This window comes from Pseudobutyrivibrio sp. OR37, assembly GCF_900113655.1.
In the GTDB taxonomy this organism is placed as follows: Bacteria; Bacillota; Clostridia; order Lachnospirales; family Lachnospiraceae; genus Pseudobutyrivibrio.
This window is the reverse complement of record NZ_FOQF01000011.1, coordinates 12,196-27,836: the sequence shown is the minus strand read 5'-3', so window position 1 is coordinate 27,836 and position 15,641 is coordinate 12,196. Positions and strand designations below refer to the sequence as shown.

At 41.1% G+C, this 15,641-nt stretch carries 17 protein-coding genes; 15 read left to right on the top strand and 2 right to left on the bottom strand.

What is annotated here, in order from left to right:
• Positions 1 to 732, bottom strand: a complete 732-nt coding sequence (gene ymfI, locus BM097_RS07190) for an elongation factor P 5-aminopentanone reductase (RefSeq protein ID WP_090547434.1) — start codon at positions 730 to 732, stop codon at positions 1 to 3.
• A 255-nt stretch (positions 733 to 987) separates the two neighbouring features.
• Here ymfI and hpf point away from each other — a divergent pair, with 255 nt between their 5' ends.
• The 4 genes from hpf (at position 988) to BM097_RS07170 (ending at position 5,107) form a co-directional block, all read left to right on the top strand.
• Positions 988 to 1,521 carry a ribosome hibernation-promoting factor, HPF/YfiA family gene (hpf, locus tag BM097_RS07185; RefSeq protein WP_090547432.1) on the top strand — a complete coding sequence of 178 codons (534 nt, stop codon included), beginning with the start codon at positions 988 to 990 and terminating at the stop codon, positions 1,519 to 1,521.
• A 93-nt stretch (positions 1,522 to 1,614) separates the two neighbouring features.
• Complete coding sequence (locus BM097_RS07180; RefSeq protein WP_090547429.1) at positions 1,615 to 2,577, top strand: helix-turn-helix domain-containing protein; 963 nt, start codon at positions 1,615 to 1,617, stop codon at positions 2,575 to 2,577.
• A 78-nt stretch (positions 2,578 to 2,655) separates the two neighbouring features.
• A complete protein-coding gene (locus tag BM097_RS07175) occupies positions 2,656 to 3,702 on the top strand; it encodes a D-alanine--D-alanine ligase family protein (protein ID WP_090547427.1) in 1,047 nt (348 codons plus the stop codon).
• Between the two features lie 25 nt (positions 3,703 to 3,727).
• The gene (locus BM097_RS07170; protein ID WP_090547424.1) at positions 3,728 to 5,107 is read left to right on the top strand and encodes a UDP-N-acetylmuramoyl-tripeptide--D-alanyl-D-alanine ligase; all 1,380 of its coding nucleotides are present in this window, start codon (positions 3,728 to 3,730) and stop codon (positions 5,105 to 5,107) included.
• Here BM097_RS07170 and BM097_RS07165 read toward each other — a convergent pair.
• Positions 5,094 to 5,825, bottom strand: a complete 732-nt coding sequence (locus tag BM097_RS07165; protein WP_090547422.1) for a lysophospholipid acyltransferase family protein — start codon at positions 5,823 to 5,825, stop codon at positions 5,094 to 5,096. The genes BM097_RS07170 and BM097_RS07165 overlap by 14 nt on opposite strands.
• A gap of 210 nt (positions 5,826 to 6,035) precedes the next feature.
• Between BM097_RS07165 and BM097_RS07160 the strand changes: the two genes are divergently transcribed.
• From BM097_RS07160 to BM097_RS07110, 11 genes are all read left to right on the top strand, one after another.
• The gene (locus tag BM097_RS07160) at positions 6,036 to 6,275 is read left to right on the top strand and encodes a Veg family protein (protein WP_090547419.1); all 240 of its coding nucleotides are present in this window, start codon (positions 6,036 to 6,038) and stop codon (positions 6,273 to 6,275) included.
• 220 nt (positions 6,276 to 6,495) lie between these two features.
• Positions 6,496 to 7,599, top strand: coding sequence for a coiled-coil domain-containing protein (locus tag BM097_RS07155; RefSeq protein ID WP_177197398.1), 1,104 nt, complete (start codon positions 6,496 to 6,498; stop codon positions 7,597 to 7,599).
• Entirely contained in the window at positions 7,596 to 8,312 is a 717-nt protein-coding gene (locus BM097_RS07150; RefSeq protein WP_090547414.1) for a hypothetical protein, read from the top strand. Before BM097_RS07155 ends, BM097_RS07150 begins: the two co-directional genes overlap by 4 nt.
• 13 nt (positions 8,313 to 8,325) lie before the next feature.
• Positions 8,326 to 9,198, top strand: a complete 873-nt coding sequence (locus tag BM097_RS07145) for a methionyl aminopeptidase (protein WP_090547628.1) — start codon at positions 8,326 to 8,328, stop codon at positions 9,196 to 9,198.
• 13 nt (positions 9,199 to 9,211) lie between these two features.
• Positions 9,212 to 9,904 (top strand): pseudouridine synthase, encoded by a 693-nt coding sequence (locus BM097_RS07140; protein WP_090547411.1) that lies wholly within the window; start codon positions 9,212 to 9,214, stop codon positions 9,902 to 9,904.
• Between the two features lie 138 nt (positions 9,905 to 10,042).
• Positions 10,043 to 11,230, top strand: a complete 1,188-nt coding sequence (locus tag BM097_RS07135; RefSeq protein ID WP_090547408.1) for an ABC transporter substrate-binding protein — start codon at positions 10,043 to 10,045, stop codon at positions 11,228 to 11,230.
• A gap of 175 nt (positions 11,231 to 11,405) precedes the next feature.
• Positions 11,406 to 12,287: a branched-chain amino acid ABC transporter permease gene (locus BM097_RS07130; RefSeq protein WP_090547405.1), complete on the top strand. Its 882-nt coding sequence runs from the start codon at positions 11,406 to 11,408 to the stop codon at positions 12,285 to 12,287.
• A gap of 9 nt (positions 12,288 to 12,296) precedes the next feature.
• Positions 12,297 to 13,370: a branched-chain amino acid ABC transporter permease gene (locus BM097_RS07125; RefSeq protein ID WP_177197397.1), complete on the top strand. Its 1,074-nt coding sequence runs from the start codon at positions 12,297 to 12,299 to the stop codon at positions 13,368 to 13,370.
• Positions 13,370 to 14,128 (top strand): ABC transporter ATP-binding protein, encoded by a 759-nt coding sequence (locus tag BM097_RS07120; protein WP_090547400.1) that lies wholly within the window; start codon positions 13,370 to 13,372, stop codon positions 14,126 to 14,128. The genes BM097_RS07125 and BM097_RS07120 overlap by 1 nt, the downstream gene beginning before the upstream one ends.
• The gene (locus BM097_RS07115) at positions 14,125 to 14,835 is read left to right on the top strand and encodes an ABC transporter ATP-binding protein (protein WP_090547397.1); all 711 of its coding nucleotides are present in this window, start codon (positions 14,125 to 14,127) and stop codon (positions 14,833 to 14,835) included. Before BM097_RS07120 ends, BM097_RS07115 begins: the two co-directional genes overlap by 4 nt.
• Positions 14,836 to 14,989: 154 nt before the next feature.
• On the top strand, positions 14,990 to 15,616 hold the full coding sequence (locus BM097_RS07110) for a cytidylate kinase-like family protein (RefSeq protein WP_090547395.1): 627 nt from the start codon (positions 14,990 to 14,992) through the stop codon (positions 15,614 to 15,616).
• The last annotated feature ends 25 nt before the right edge of the window (positions 15,617 to 15,641 follow it).

The window sequence follows — 15,641 nt, the reverse complement described above, 5'->3', positions numbered from 1 at the left end:
TTAGATATAGCCACCGTCCACACCAATTATCTGCCCTGTCATGTAAGATGGGGCTTTTATTATTGAAAGAGCTACCTCGGCGATTTCCTCTGGCTTGCAGAAGCGGCCAGCTGGGATTTCGTCGGAAAGCTCTTGCTTTTCTTCGGCAGATAGCATGCCGTTCATGTCAGTGTCAACCACACCGCAGGCAATGGCATTTACGGCTATGCCGCTTAGTGCAAGCTCCTTACCTAATGCTTTAGTGAAGGAATTTACTCCGCCCTTTGCAGCAGAATAAGCCACCTCGCAGCTGGCTCCCACAGTTCCCCACATAGAGCTAATGTTGATAATGCTGCCTGATTTTGCATGAACCATAGCAGGGACAACAGCCTTTGCAGTATAAAAAAGTGGCGAAAGATTAGTGCCAATCATCTCGTCCCACTCATCTAACGACATATCTGTAAGTAGGCCGATGTGGGCGATGCCTGCATTGTTGATAAGAACATCTACCTGGCCAAGCTTTTCTATGGCATCCTCGCAGGCAGGAATAGTGAAGCCGCTGTCAGCAATGTCGCCGGCATAGGTGTAAACTTCTATTTTGTAATCCTTGCGCAGTGTTGCTGCGAAGTCGTTAAGCATATCTATATTGTTGTGACAAAACAGAGCGAGGTGATAGCCTTCCTTGGCAAGGGCAGACGCACAAGCCCTACCTATTCCTCTACTTGCTCCAGTTATGATTGCAGTTTTTTTCATTGTATGTACCTTCCTTTTGATAGTTATTATATCACATCTTTTTTTATTCCTCAGAAAACAGTTATTCCTTAGGAATAGACTCATTGTATATACAATTAATAATTAATTAAGAAAGATTTCAGATAAAAGCCTTGTTAAAAAGTGATAGTCTTGGTATAATTTTTACATGAAAAACCTCTTGGCAAATATCAAATTAGCCTTAATAGCTAATCTGCTTCAAAGTTTTTCAAATACGTCGCAAAGGTGGTAGACATCATGAAAACAACAATCACAGGAAAGAATATTGAGTTAACTGCAGGATTAAAGGACGCTGTGGAGGAGCGTTTCACCAAATTAGACAAATACTTTAATAAGGACACAGAGGCTATAATCACTCTTGACGTAGAGAAAGGACGTCAGAAAATCGAAGTTACTATTCCTATGAAGGGCTCTTATCTTAGAGCTGAGGAAACCACATCAGACATGTATGCTTCAATCGAAGCAGTGACAAATACATTAGAGGCACAGCTTAAAAAGCACAGAAATAAAATCATCGATAGAAAGCAGTCAGATTCAAGAACAATCTTCGCTCAGGATTTCATAGAAGAGAAGGAAGCAGATGAGGAGAAAATCCAGATCATCCGTAAGAAAACATTTGATATGAAGCCTATGTATGCTGAGGATGCTTGCCTTGAAATGGAAATGCTAGGACATGATTTCTTTATGTTCCGCAATGCCGATACCGATGAAATCAACGTAGTATATAAGAGAAAAAACGGAGCTTACGGTTTGATTGAACCAGAGTTCTAAGTTTTAAAATTTGAAAACAGAATAAACAAAAACTATTAACCTCCTCTTGCTATAATCGCAGTACTAGCGATGTTAGTGAGAGGAGGTTTTTTTATGGATTTAAAGGGTTTTGGAAATTACTTAAGATGGTTTAGAAAGAGTAATAATTGGACACAGATGGAGGTGGCCAATATGATAGATTGCTCCTTGCCAACAATATCAAAAATTGAAAATGGGGAAGAGTTTATAGGATATAGATTGTTTAATAGATTAAATGAAATATTTGAAGGCTTTGGAATGGTTTACGATGAAGTTCACATGGAAAAAATTTTCAAGTTTAAGCAGGCGAGAAGTGAATTGTTGCATGCTATAAAAAATGGAAGGCTAAAGGATATAGAAAAGAAGCTGGATAAATTTGAAAAGTACATGAAGGAGAAGCAAAGAGTTAATAAGGAAAGCCTGGATAAATATTATGATGGACAAGTTAGGGATTGGGAAAGAATTCATTATGATTCAGATGATAATATTGATAAGCAATATTTTGTTTATGCTCATCTGGTATGCTCCAGAAGGAGAGGAATGCCCTTGGAGCAATTTTTGGCTCAGGCTATTGGAATATTCGAGCTGAGAAGGAAAATACCTGATTTTAATGATATTCCGAATATAAAGCTTTCCAATATAGAATATGAACTGTTTCTAGTGATTGGAAAAACACACATGGCCCTAGGAGATGACAAAACTGCTGAACAAATCTTTCGAGGTCTTTTAAATAATAAGGGATATTTGGAAAGCCCTAATAATAAGGAACGGTTCATGGAGATTTCTTCCATAATGGCAAGAATGTATTTTGATAGGAAAGATATTTCATCATCCTTCGAGTGCTTAGATTTCATCTTTGCAAAATACTTTAACGAGGCTGATACCAGGATAATCTACAGAGCTATTTGTCTGCTTTCGGAATTATGCACTTTGAACCGAGACTATGTGGGAGCCGAGATAATAGACCGGTTTTTGCAAGCTTCCAAGGAGCTTATGCTACACATATTGAGAAAATATAGATTAAAACAAACTGCATGATATGTGCTATTGTAATTTGCTGCGAAAAATACTATATTAACCAATGAACGTTTTGAAATAATTAAAAGAGGTCTTATTATGGATATAGTAGTTTTAGCCGGAGGACTTAGCTCCGAGCGTGATGTATCTTTTAAATCAGGTACAATGGTAGCAAAAGCTCTTCGTGCAAGAGGACACAGAGCATTAGTATTAGATGTCTTTATGGGATATTCTGATAAAGAATGTGACATTACAGATATTTTTGAAGATAGTGAGAAGAATTCGGTGCAGACAGATTCAATTCCTACAGAAGCACCTGATATTCAGGCGATTATCGCAAGTCGTCCAGACCAAAGCCCAAGCTTCTTTGGTCCAAATGTAATAAAGATTTGCCAGAAGGCTGATATAGTATTTATGGCGCTTCACGGTGGTGACGGTGAAAGCGGTAAGGTTCAGGCTGCCTTTGATTTATACGGTATTAAATATACAGGAAATGATTACATTTCAAGCGCTATTGCTATGGACAAGCAGATGACAAAGGATGTGCTTGATAGAGCAGGCGTTCCAGTACCAGCTGGAACATCCTTGAAAAAGGCTAACAGAGCAGGCTTTACCTTTGATAAATATCCATGTATCGTTAAGCCAAATTGCGGTGGCTCATCTATCGGCGTAACAATAGTTAATTCACCTGAAGAGCTTAGCGCAGCTTTGGATGCAGCCTTTGATTGGGAAGATGAGGTTGTAATCGAGCAGTTCATTTCTGGTAGAGAATTTTCCGATGGTGTTATTGAAGGAAAGGCACTTCCAATCATTGAAATTGCGCCAAAGCAGGGCTTCTATGATTATAAGAATAAATATGCAGCAGGTTCTGCTGTAGAAACTTGCCCAGCTGAAATCAGTAATACAGCTACAGCAAATATGCAAAAGTATGCAGAAATGGCTTTCAAGGCACTTGGTCTTACCACCTATGCCAGAATGGATTTCATGATGGATGCCGATGAAAATCTGTATTGCCTTGAGGCTAACACACTTCCAGGCATGACACCAACAAGCTTACTTCCTCAGGAAGCAGCAGTCGTTGGAATGAATTTTGAAGATTTGTGTGAGCACTTAATTCAGGTATCAATGAAGAAGTATAATAACTAATTTATTAGAAGTAAGAGAGATATATATGAAAAACATGACACTAGAGAGAATCGCTCAAGTTACAGAAGGAAAGCTTTTTCTTCCTGAGGGATTCGAAGAGGCTGCAAAAAAGGAAATAGATGGTGCGGTAAACGACAATCGTAAGGTAGAAAAGGATTTTCTTTTTATACCTATGGTTGGAGCTAGAGTAGATGGACACGATTTCATAGAGGGGGCTTTTAAGGATGGAGCCTTGGCTTCTCTTTCAGAGCGCGAGCTTGAAAATCCAGTAGGCCCATATATCCTTGTAAAGGATACAAAGCTTGCATTAAAGCAGATTGCAACAGCATATCGCCGTGAGCTTACTATCCCTGTTATAGGTGTTATAGGTTCAGTAGGTAAGACCAGCACAAAGGAAATGATTACCTCGGTACTTTCTACAAAGTTCAAGGTCCTTAAGACAGAAGGCAATTTCAATAATGAAATAGGTCTTCCTCTTACAATCTGCCGAATCAAGGCCGAGCATCAGGTTGCAGTTGTAGAAATGGGAATTTCAGATTTCGGCGAAATGCATCGTCTTGGAGATATTGCAAAGCCTGATATTGTTGTCATGACTAATATTGGCCAGTGCCATTTGGAATTCTTAAAGTCTCGTGATGGAATTCTAAAGGCAAAGACAGAGGTGTTTGAGCACATGCCATCAAACGGTTTGGTTATCTTAAACGGTGATGATGACAAGCTTATAGGCGCTGATACACTTGGCCTTAACAAGATTTTCTATGGATTAAACAACGGTGAGGTTAGAGCTACAGAGGTTACTCCAGTAGGTATGGAGGAGACAAAGGCTACTATCACAGCCTTTGGTGAGACCTTCGATGTGACTATACCTCTTCCAGGTAGTCATAATGTAATGAATGCCCTTGCTGCTACAGCAGTAGGCCGTCAGCTTGGGCTTTCTATACAGGAGATTGCTGCAGGCTTAAGCCATGCAGAAACAATCTCTGGTAGAAACAACCTTATCAAGATTCGTGACATCACTATCATCGATGATTGCTATAATGCAAATCCTGTTTCTATGAAAGCATCTATTGAGGTGCTTGGAAAAGCAGCAGGCCGTACAATTGCGGTTTTAGGTGACATGGGTGAGTTAGGTGATGATGAGCGCGCCCTTCATTATGAAATCGGACAGGCTCTTGAAGAAAATCATATTGGATATGTATTTACAGTGGGAGAGCTTTCTGAGGAGATTAACAAATCACTTAGCAATACCAACAGCTCATGTATGGCTCATCACTACAGCGCATTAGAGGATATGCTTGATGATTTGCTTCCAATCATTAGAGGCGGAGATACAATATTAGTAAAAGCCTCACACTTCATGAACTTTAGTCAGGTAGTGGAGGCTCTTAAAACTAGATTAGCTTAGCATCAGCTTCAAGCTGTTTTTCAAGTATTCTTTTTACGTAAGCACCTACATGTTTTTTATCCTCTCCCTCAAGGGCAGTAGGATCAACAGGTGGGCAGAAGGTTACGATAACACGTGTCTTTTTAAGCTTAGGCAGATGTGTTTCGAAAACCTCGCGAGTATTTGTGAATGCAACTGGCACGATAGGGCAGCCTGTTTTGGTGGCAATCTTGAAGGAAGCTTCATGGAAGTCCCCCATCTGGCCTGTTTTAGAACGAGTTCCTTCAGGGAAGATAAACATTGAGATACCTGCCTTGATGAACTCTTGTGCCTTAATAATAAGCTTTAAATCCTGTCGTGGATCTGTTCTTGTAAGGAACAAGCAGTAATTCATGTACATCCATACGTTTAACAAAGGGACCTTTTCGAAGGTCTTTTTTGACATAAAGCCTGTAACAGCTGGGCAAAGGTGATAACCAAGGACTACATCGAAAAAGCTCTGGTGGTTACCGATAAATAAAACGGATTTATCCTTTGGAATGTTCTCTAGGCCCTTAACCTCGTATCTGGCGCCTGCAAGAAAGGCAACCACACCGAAGGCCCATGCAACGATATTGTAGGCAATCACATCTTTAGCGTGTTTGTTGAAGCGCTCTAATATCAATAGAATACCCCAAATAGGTATACTTAAAATCAGAAAAATGGTAACAAAAGTTACAGTAATGATAGTTCTTAACATATCGTCCTCCAAATATAACTATTATTCAGTTAATTCTGAATAATTTTATTATAGAGTAGACTAAGCCTCTTAGCAATCATTACTGAATTTATTATAAATATTCAAAAAATAGAAGCAAAATTTTGACAAATTACACAAAATATGATAAACTCTCTCCAACGACATAAGAATACTTTTAAGTATTCAAATGCTAGAAAAGGGGGAGACATCATGGAGCGCGAGGATTTTGACAAGGTACGCGATTCGGTCAGATCGCAGTGCGGAAGTAGAGTTGTGATTCAATTAGACAGGGGACGTAATAAGGTTGACATCCAAGAGGGTGTTATCCAGGAGGCTTACCCTAGTGTGTTCACTATTTTAGTGGACGACACAGAGACTAGCCCATCTCAGTTGCTTTCCTTCAGTTACACAGATATCATTACTAAGGAAATCCGCATGAAGCTTTGCTAACCTGCAAGACTAGTTATGATTAAAATTGAAAATTGAATATTGAATTTTATGGAGCCATCGTTTCTACGGTGGTTCTTTTTTCGTTTATGAAAAGTGAAGATAGTTTGAATAGTCGGTTTTAATATTGAAAACATTGGAGATAACTTGTATCATTATGTTGTGAGTTTATGAGAAAACCCGCTAGATGTGGGGGCACCCACTAGGTTTGGAGATAGTGTTTATGAAATATAAGAAATTTTTACGGCCAGTGTTAGGCGTGGCCGTTTCGGTATGTTTGCTGGCGTCGGATTCTACGGTTTCCAATGCGGTCCGCTCTATTTCAGAGATTGAAGCAGAGCAGGATTCATTGCAGGAAGAAATCGATACATTAGATGCTGATTTATATAGCTTAATCAGTGAGATTACAGAAATTGAAAATGCCATTTCTGATACAGAGGCAGAAATTGTTGATACAGAGGCTTCCTTACAGGAGGCAAAGGCAGCTAGGGAATCCCAGTATAAATCCATGAAGCTTCGTATCAAGTATATGTATGAAAAGGAAAATCCTAGCATATTTGAAATGCTTGTTGCATCTGGCTCAATCAGCCAGTTTTTAAATCGATTAGAATATGCAAATAGCGTTTATGAGTACGATAGAGAAAAGCTTAATCAGTTCGAGGCCACTCAGGCAGAAATCGAAGAACTGGCAGCAGCTTTAGAGGAAGAAAAAGCAGGACTTGAAGCTTCCAAGAAGGAGCTGGCGTCCCAAGAATCAGCCTTAGAGACTATGATTGATGAAAAACGTGGCGAGATGGATGATTTGGATGCCGAGCTGAAGGAAGCCAAGGAAATTGCTGCAAGAGAAGCAGCACTTAGAGCCGCACGAGCTGCAGCAGCGGCAGCCGCAAATGGAAATAGCTCTGGTGGTGCTAATACATCAGCAAGCTCTAGTTACAATGTTAATGGCGATTTGAACCCTGGATATTCAACTGGCGTCAGTGGTTCAAGCGTTGTATCATACGCGAATCAATATGTGGGCAACAGATATGTATGGGGAGGAAATTCCCTTACAGAAGGCTGTGATTGCTCAGGATTCGTTCAACAGGTTCTGGCTAATTTTGGAATTAGCTATGGAGCAAGAATGACTTCAGGCGGATTTAGGAATGTCGGTCAGGAGGTTAGCTATAATTACATGCAACCCGGTGACATAGTTTGCTACCCAGGTCACGTGGCAATCTATGCTGGTGGAGGTACTATCGTGGAAGCACAAAGTACTGCTACCGGTATTACTAACTATCGCTCAGTCAACTGCCATTCAATTATTACAATACGAAGGGTGCTATGAGAATAAAAACTTTTCTTAAATCGATGGTGCTAGTGATTTGCGTAGGGGTGATACTCTACGCATTTCTTGCCATGGGAACTGGTAGGGGGCCACTTGATTATAATGAGCATCTTGAGGATACAGCCTTTACCGTTGATGAGAAAAATGTCACCTTTGAGGATTTAGCCTTCTACATTCTTTTTGAGGAAAGAAAGGTAGAGGAGCAGGCCAGAATCTATAATAAGGAATACACCAAGGACTATTGGAACATTCATACCAATGATAAATTCATTCAGTCTGAAGCAAAATCCGTAGTACTTGGTATGGCTGTTCATGACCATCTGTTTTATCAGCTTGCTGTTGCAGAGGGGATGGATGAGCTAACAGATGCCGAAGAGAAAGAACTTGAAGGCTCTATTGCAGATTTTTGGGAAGATATGCTGGACGTTCAGTGGGAGCGTTTGCCTTGCGATAAAGCCACTATTAATAATCAGATTCGCATTGCGGCTATCGCTGAAAAATATGGCAATCATCTTGCTAGGGAGAACAACACAAGCCAGGCGGCTTATAAATATGACGGCTATTATTACAGCCTGATTAAGGATACCCATGATATTAAGCTGAATAAAAAGCTGTGGAATAAGCTAGTGCTTGGAGATATTACACTCACACACTCAAAGCTAAATTATATAAATGGATTGACTGATGAGGACAAGAAAAAAAGCAAAAAATAGAAAGGCAATACAAATGGTTAAATTAAACAGAAATGACCCATGCTGGTGTGGCAGCGGTCGTAAATACAAACAATGTCATGAGGCCTTCGATAGAAAAATCGAAAGCTTTGCAGTAAAGGGACACAAGGTTCCAACTCACGATATGCTTAAGACACCAGAGCAAATCGAAAAGATTAAGAAGTCAGCAGTTATCAATATGGCATGTCTGGATGCAGTTGCAGAAGCTATCCATGAGGGAATGGCTACTTCAGAAATCGACAAAATCGTATACGAAACTACAACAAAAATGGGAGGAATCCCAGCACCACTTAACTATGAGGGCTTCCCATATAGTGTATGTACATCAGTTAATGATCAGGTATGCCACGGCTACCCATCAGATGATGTAATTCTTAAGAGCGGCGATATCGTAAACGTAGACTGCTCTACAATATTAGATGGCTATTATTCAGATTCATCACGTATGTTTATGATTGGTGATGTTGATCCTGAAACTAAAAAGCTTGTAGAGGTTACAAAGGAATGCTGTGACCTAGGTCTTGAGCAGGTTAAGCCTTGGGGCTTCCTTGGTGATGTAGGTGCTGCTATCTGCAAGCACGCTCATGCTAATGGATATCAGGTTGTACGTGAAATCGGTGGACACGGCGTAGGCTTAGAGTTCCACGAGGAGCCATGGGTTGGCTATAACACACTTCCTGGAACAGAGCTTTTACTTGTGCCTGGCTTTATGTTTACAATCGAGCCTATGATTAACATGGGTACTCAGAAGATTAAGACAGACCCTAACAACGGCTGGGAGGTTTCAACACTTGATGGTAAGCCTTCTGCTCAGTGGGAATATCAGGTGCTTGTTACAGAGACAGGCTACGAAGTAATTTCTTATTAAGGTGAATTGAATAATGATTAGATTAGACAAGCTTTTGGTAGAATTAAATATCGGAACAAGGTCTGAAGTTAAGGCTCTTCTTAAGAAGGGCCTTATTTTTGTAGACAATGAAAAGGCAACAAAGCCAGAGATGAAGGTGGATGAAAATTCAGTGGTGATTTCATATCAGGGTAAGGAATACACATATAAGAAATTTTCCTACTATGTTATGAACAAGCCTAAGGGAGTTATCACCGCAACTGAGGATGCACATGATAGAACTGTAATGGATGTGTTTTACAGCAAGTGCCCAGATGCTCCGAGAGGCCTATCTCCAGTGGGGCGATTGGATAAGGACACCACAGGACTTTTGCTTATTACCAACGATGGTCAGCTGGCCCATGACATGCTTTCTCCAAAGAAGCATGTGGATAAAACATATTTTGTAACCCTTGATGGCGAATTGACAGCTGATGATGTAGCAGCATTAGAAGCAGGAGTACATATCGGCGAGGGAGATTTGACAGCTCCAGCTACAGTGGAATACGAAGGGGGAAATACCTGCTATATCACTATTCACGAAGGCAAGTTCCATCAGGTTAAGCGCATGTTTTTTGCAGTAGGCCGAGAGGTTGTAGAACTAAAAAGAACAGCATTTGGCCCTCTTAAGCTTGATGAAGAAAAATTAAAAATGGGGGAAATTTGTGAAATCGAGCACTTTAACTAATTAAAGTATTGACTCTTGAATTAATAAGTTTTATTATATGTTTCAACAGAGGGGTTTTAGCCTTTAAAGTGTTAAAGAGTGAAAGTGAAATTGCAACATTGGGGATGGCAGTTTCATAAAGAATAGGAGGGACGGAATATGAAGAAGAAGTTTCTAAGCGTTGGTCTTTGCGCCACAATGGTAGCATCTTTATTTGCAGGATGCGGAGCAGATAATGGTGCAGCTACATCACCGGAAACAGTTGAGACATCAGGAGAGCTTACATGGCGAATTGGTGGTATCGGTCCTATCACCGGGGGTGCAGCACAGTATGGTCAAGGAGTTATGAATGCTATTCAGATAGCAGTAGATGAAGTAAATGCAGAGGGCGGAATCAACGGCTACAAGGTTTCATTTAATTTCCAGGACGACGAGGCAGATAACCAGAAGGCAGTAAATGCTTACAATACACTTAAGGATTGGGGCATGCAAATATTAGAAGGAACAGTAACATCAGGTGCTTGTGCAGCAGTTTCAGCAGAAACATATAACGACAGAATTTTCCAGCTTACACCATCAGCATCATCAACAAGTGTTACTGAAGGAAACGACAATACCTTCCAGATTTGTTTCTCAGATCCTAACCAGGGTACAGTTTCAGCAGACTACATTGCTGATAACGGTCTAGGAACAAAGATTGGTATTATCTACGATAGCTCAGATCCATATTCATCAGGTGTTTACCAGAATTTCGCTAAGGAAGCAGCAAACGTAGGACTTGAAATTGTAGCAACTGAAGCTTTCACAAGCGACAACAAGACAGATTTCTCAACACAGCTTCAGAAGTGCAAGGATGCAGGAGCAGATTTATTATTCCTTCCATTCTACTATCAGGAGGGTTCAGTAGTTCTTAAGCAGGCACACGATATGTCTTATGCACCTGTAATGTTTGGTGTAGATGGTTTTGATGGACTTCTCGGTGTAAAGGATTTCGATGTTAGCCTTGCAGAGGGCGTATATCTTCTTACACCATTCGCAGCAGATGCAGAGGACGATGCAACAAAGAACTTTGTAACTAAGTATGAGGAGCAGTTCGGTGGCACACCAAACCAGTTTGCAGCAGATGCTTACGACGGAGTTTACATCTTAAAGGAAGCACTTGAGTCTGCAGGACTTACACCAGAGGCTTCAAACGAGGAAATCTGTGATGCTCTTATTGCAGCTATCCAGAAGGTAAATTACAACGGACTTACAGGAGAAGGCATGACATGGAATGACCAGGGTGAAGTTTCTAAGAGTCCAAAGGCTGTTATCATCCAAAACGGCGGATACGTATCTGTAGAATAATGGAGTCCGGCTGTTACGTCTACAAACTATATATAACTACGCTCAGCATGGAAAGCTTCGCTTAAGTTACATATAGTTTGTAGACTACAGCCTCATCTAAAATTACAAATATTCGACATCAAGGGCGATGCGGGGAAACTCGCATCGACTTTATTATATGAAAGCGAGAAGATATATGGGATTTTTAACCTATTTGATAAATGGACTTAGCCTTGGTAGTGTATATGCACTTATCGCCTTGGGCTACACAATGGTATATGGTATTGCAAAGATGCTGAATTTTGCCCATGGTGATGTAATTATGCTGGGCGCATATTTGGTATTTATGTGCATGTCGAATTCAGGATTATCTGCTGTACTTTCTATTATTATTGCTATTGTTTGCTGTACAGCCATCGGAATAATTATAGAAAAGATAGCATACAAACCACTTAGACGCGCTACAAATCTTGCGGTGCTTATTACAGCAATCGGTGTCAGCTATTTTCTACAAAACATGGCACTTATGATTTTTGGTTCAAACCCAGTGTCTTTCACATCAGTAGTTTCATGGCCAGGATTATCACTTGCAGGGGGACAGCTTAAAATCACTGGCAACGCAATTGTAACTATCATCACATGTCTCATTATCATGTTTGCCCTTATGTGGTTTGTTAAGAACACAAAGCCAGGTCAGGCCATGCGTGCTGTTTCAGAGGACAAGGATGCGGCAACATTAATGGGTATCAATGTAAATGCCACAATATCACTCACCTTTGCAATCGGCTCAGGCTTGGCAGCAATCGCAGGTGCATTGCTTTGTAGCTCATACCCAAGCTTGAATCCTTATACTGGTTCAATGCCAGGTATCAAGGCCTTTACGGCAGCGGTATTTGGAGGAATCGGTTCAATCCCAGGAGCTCTTATTGGTGGACTTTTACTTGGTGTAATCGAGATTTTGGCGAAGGCTTATATATCCAGCCAGTTGGCAGATGCTATTGTATTTGCAGTACTGATTATCGTGCTTTTAGTGAAGCCAACAGGTATTCTTGGCAAGCAGATCAAAGAGAAAGTGTAGGTGATATTTATGAAAAAACTAAATGGTTCAACCAAAAATTTAATATCATCTATCGCAATAATCGTAGTGCTTTATCTAGTGATGAACGGCATGCAGGCTACAGGAAATCTTAGCTCCCTTATGAGCGGATTGCTGGTTCCTGTTTGCGCATATTCGCTGGTAGCAATCGGACTTAACCTGTGCGTAGGATATCTTGGAGAGCTTTCACTAGGACACGCAGGCTTTATGTGTGTGGGAGCCTTCACATCGGCCTTCTTTTCAAAGGCATTTCAGAATGAGATACCTGATGTGCCAAGATTTATCCTTGCACTTTTAATTGGAACATTTTTTGCAGCATTGTTTGGTTTTCTTATTGCAATCCCAGTACTTAGACTTAGCGGCGATTACCTGGCAATCGTTACACTTGCTTTTGGCGAAATCATCAAAAACGTAATCAATGTTTTGTACGTAGGTAAGGATGTAAATGGCTTCCATTTTTCACTGAAAGATATGATGTCCCTGAATATGGATTTTGATGGAGTTGTTATTGTAAACGGCGCCCAGGGAATCACAGGAACACCACGTCAGTCTACCTTTACTATTGCAGTGGTACTGCTGATACTTGCGTTGATTATCACACATAACTTTGTAAATTCCAGAACAGGTAGAGCGGTAAAGGCTATTCGTGACAATCAAATTGCGGCAGAAACAGTAGGTCTTCCAATTACAAAATATAAGCTTACAGCCTTTACTATTTCTGCGGCTATAGCTGGTGTTGGCGGGGTGATTTATGCTCACAACATCAATTCCTTAACCGCAACAACAAACAATTTTGGTTACAACATGTCAATCATGATTCTTGTATATGTTGTGCTTGGTGGCATTGGTAATTTCTCTGGCTCGGTAGTGGCAACAGTGGTGCTTACCATGCTTCCTGAAATGCTTAGAGGACTTTCAACCTACAGAATGTTGATTTATTCAATCGTGTTGATTGGCCTTATGCTTTTCAACTGGGCACCAGGAATTCTCAAATTCAGAGAAGAGCATGGCCTTACTACAAAGCAGCTTGTTGGCAGATTTAAAAAGAATAAGGAGGTGCAGTAATGGCATTACTAGAAGTTACAAATCTTGGCATTTCCTTTGGCGGACTTAGGGCGGTGGACGAGTTCAACCTGACCATCGAAAAGGGTGAGCTTTATGGACTTATCGGCCCAAACGGCGCAGGCAAAACAACAGTTTTCAACATGCTTACAGGTATTTATAAGCCTACAGATGGCATGATTCATTTAGACGGAAATAATATCACTGGAAAGCACACAGCTGATATTAACAAGGCTGGCGTGGCTAGAACCTTTCAAAATATCAGATTGTTTGGGGACCAGTCAGTTTTAGATAATGTAAAAATAGGATTACACAATTCCTATGAATACGGAACCTTCACAGGAGTGTTCCGATTACCAAAGTATTTTGCAACAGAAAAGAAGATGGATGAAAGAGCCCTTGAGATACTATCAGTATTTGGCTTGGATAAGGAGGCAGATGTACTTGCTTCTAATCTTCCATACGGCAAGCAAAGACAGCTGGAGATTGCAAGAGCCCTTGCTACTGGCCCAAAGCTATTGCTTTTAGATGAGCCAGCCGCAGGAATGAATCCTAACGAAACACAGGATTTGATGGATACCATCGCTCTAATCCGCAAGGAATTCGGCGTTACCATCCTTCTTATTGAACACGACATGAAGCTTGTATCAGGAATCTGTGAAAAGCTTACAGTTCTAAACTTTGGCCGAGTTCTCGCTTCCGGCGAGACCTCCGCCGTCCTAAACGACCCAGAAGTAATCAAAGCGTATTTAGGAGAATAAAAATGTTAAAAGTAGAAAACTTAGTAGTAAATTACGGAGTAATCCAAGCACTTAAAGGAATCTCCTTCGAAGTAAACAAAGGTGAAGTCATTGCCCTCATCGGCGCCAACGGCGCAGGCAAAACCACAACCCTTCAAACAATATCTGGAATGCTTCAGCCAACAAGCGGAAAAGTCCTACTTGAGGGCACCGATATTACAAAGATTCCAGGCCACAAAATCGTTTCAATGGGACTTGCTCATGTACCAGAGGGCAGGCGAGTTTTTAGCGGTTTGACAGTGCTTGAAAACTTGAAAATGGGAGCATATACTAGAAGTAGTAAAGCAGAAATAGCCGATAGTTTTGAACGAATCTACGAAAGCTTCCCAAGACTGAAGGAACGTCAAAATCAGCTTGCAGGAACATTATCAGGTGGAGAACAGCAGATGCTTGCCATGGGCCGAGCTCTTATGAGCAAGCCTAGCATCGTCCTGATGGATGAGCCATCTATGGGTCTGTCTCCAATCTACGTAGATGAAATCTTCAAAATCATCGAAGAAATCTCTAAAGCAGGCACCACAGTACTTTTGGTAGAGCAAAATGCAAAGAAGGCTCTCGCCATTGCTGACAGGGCGTACGTCCTCGAAACAGGCAACATCGTCCTATCTGGCGACGCCGATGCGTTAATGAATGACGATTCTATCAAGAAGGCGTACTTAGGCGAATAATAAGGCTTCCCCCTCTGGGGTTGCTAGGCTCCAGTGGAGCCTGTTCAGCAACGACCGAGCCGGGAGGCGAGACAAGCTGTCAGCGAAGCTGACTGATGAGGGTGGAAAGGAAGTCTATCTATCAGTCGATTAAGCCAAATTACAGGGGGTAATTATGGAAGAAAAGAAGTTAGTTATTAGTATTGCTAGAAGTTATGGTTCAGGTGGTCTTACACTTGCTAAGAAGCTTGGAAAAGAGCTGAATTTGCCAGTGTACGACAGAGAAATCCTAAGAATGGCCTCTGATCAAAGCGGAATCAGCGAGGAAATGTTCGGTCAGGTAGATGAGCACGTTCGCAAAATCTTTTTGAAGGCAAAGGGCAAATATAAAGGAAAGCCTCTTACACCAGAGGATTCAGCCTTCACATCAGATGATAACCTTTTCGAGCTTCAGGCTGATGTAATCAGACAAATTGCTGATACCCAAAGCTGTATCATAGTTGGACGTTGTGCAGATTATATTTTGCGAGATAAAACTAATGTACTTTCATTGTTCTTTTACGCCTCCGAGGAGGATTGCCTGGAGCGTCTTCGTAAGCAGGTAAGCGGCACAGATGAGGAGCTTATCAAACGCATGCACGACATCGACAAACACCGCGCCGAATACTACAAATACTACACTGGCCGTGATTGGAACGATGCCCGCAACTACGACTTCTGCCTAGACACCGGAGTTATGGACTACGACAGATTAATCGAAGTCGTAAAATCTTACATCGAAATTAAAAATAGGGAAATATAAAGATACTAAAAAGCCACCTTGTTAC

What these genes read in the sequence shown, in the direction of transcription:
- BM097_RS07180 (WP_090547429.1), top strand. Translation starts at nt 1,615, where the DNA reads ATGGATTTAAAGGGTTTTGGAAATTACTTAAGATGGTTTAGAAAGAGT.
- BM097_RS07145 (WP_090547628.1), top strand. Translation starts at nt 8,326, where the DNA reads ATGGTTAAATTAAACAGAAATGACCCATGCTGGTGTGGCAGCGGTCGT.
- BM097_RS07155 (WP_177197398.1), top strand. Translation starts at nt 6,496, where the DNA reads ATGAAATATAAGAAATTTTTACGGCCAGTGTTAGGCGTGGCCGTTTCG.
- BM097_RS07110 (WP_090547395.1), top strand. Translation starts at nt 14,990, where the DNA reads ATGGAAGAAAAGAAGTTAGTTATTAGTATTGCTAGAAGTTATGGTTCA.
- BM097_RS07160 (WP_090547419.1), top strand. Translation starts at nt 6,036, where the DNA reads ATGGAGCGCGAGGATTTTGACAAGGTACGCGATTCGGTCAGATCGCAG.
- BM097_RS07135 (WP_090547408.1), top strand. Translation starts at nt 10,043, where the DNA reads ATGAAGAAGAAGTTTCTAAGCGTTGGTCTTTGCGCCACAATGGTAGCA.
- BM097_RS07130 (WP_090547405.1), top strand. Translation starts at nt 11,406, where the DNA reads ATGGGATTTTTAACCTATTTGATAAATGGACTTAGCCTTGGTAGTGTA.
- ymfI (WP_090547434.1), bottom strand. Translation starts at nt 732, where the DNA reads ATGAAAAAAACTGCAATCATAACTGGAGCAAGTAGAGGAATAGGTAGG.
- BM097_RS07125 (WP_177197397.1), top strand. Translation starts at nt 12,297, where the DNA reads ATGAAAAAACTAAATGGTTCAACCAAAAATTTAATATCATCTATCGCA.
- BM097_RS07175 (WP_090547427.1), top strand. Translation starts at nt 2,656, where the DNA reads ATGGATATAGTAGTTTTAGCCGGAGGACTTAGCTCCGAGCGTGATGTA.
- BM097_RS07150 (WP_090547414.1), top strand. Translation starts at nt 7,596, where the DNA reads ATGAGAATAAAAACTTTTCTTAAATCGATGGTGCTAGTGATTTGCGTA.
- BM097_RS07120 (WP_090547400.1), top strand. Translation starts at nt 13,370, where the DNA reads ATGGCATTACTAGAAGTTACAAATCTTGGCATTTCCTTTGGCGGACTT.
- hpf (WP_090547432.1), top strand. Translation starts at nt 988, where the DNA reads ATGAAAACAACAATCACAGGAAAGAATATTGAGTTAACTGCAGGATTA.
- BM097_RS07165 (WP_090547422.1), bottom strand. Translation starts at nt 5,825, where the DNA reads ATGTTAAGAACTATCATTACTGTAACTTTTGTTACCATTTTTCTGATT.
- BM097_RS07140 (WP_090547411.1), top strand. Translation starts at nt 9,212, where the DNA reads ATGATTAGATTAGACAAGCTTTTGGTAGAATTAAATATCGGAACAAGG.
- BM097_RS07170 (WP_090547424.1), top strand. Translation starts at nt 3,728, where the DNA reads ATGAAAAACATGACACTAGAGAGAATCGCTCAAGTTACAGAAGGAAAG.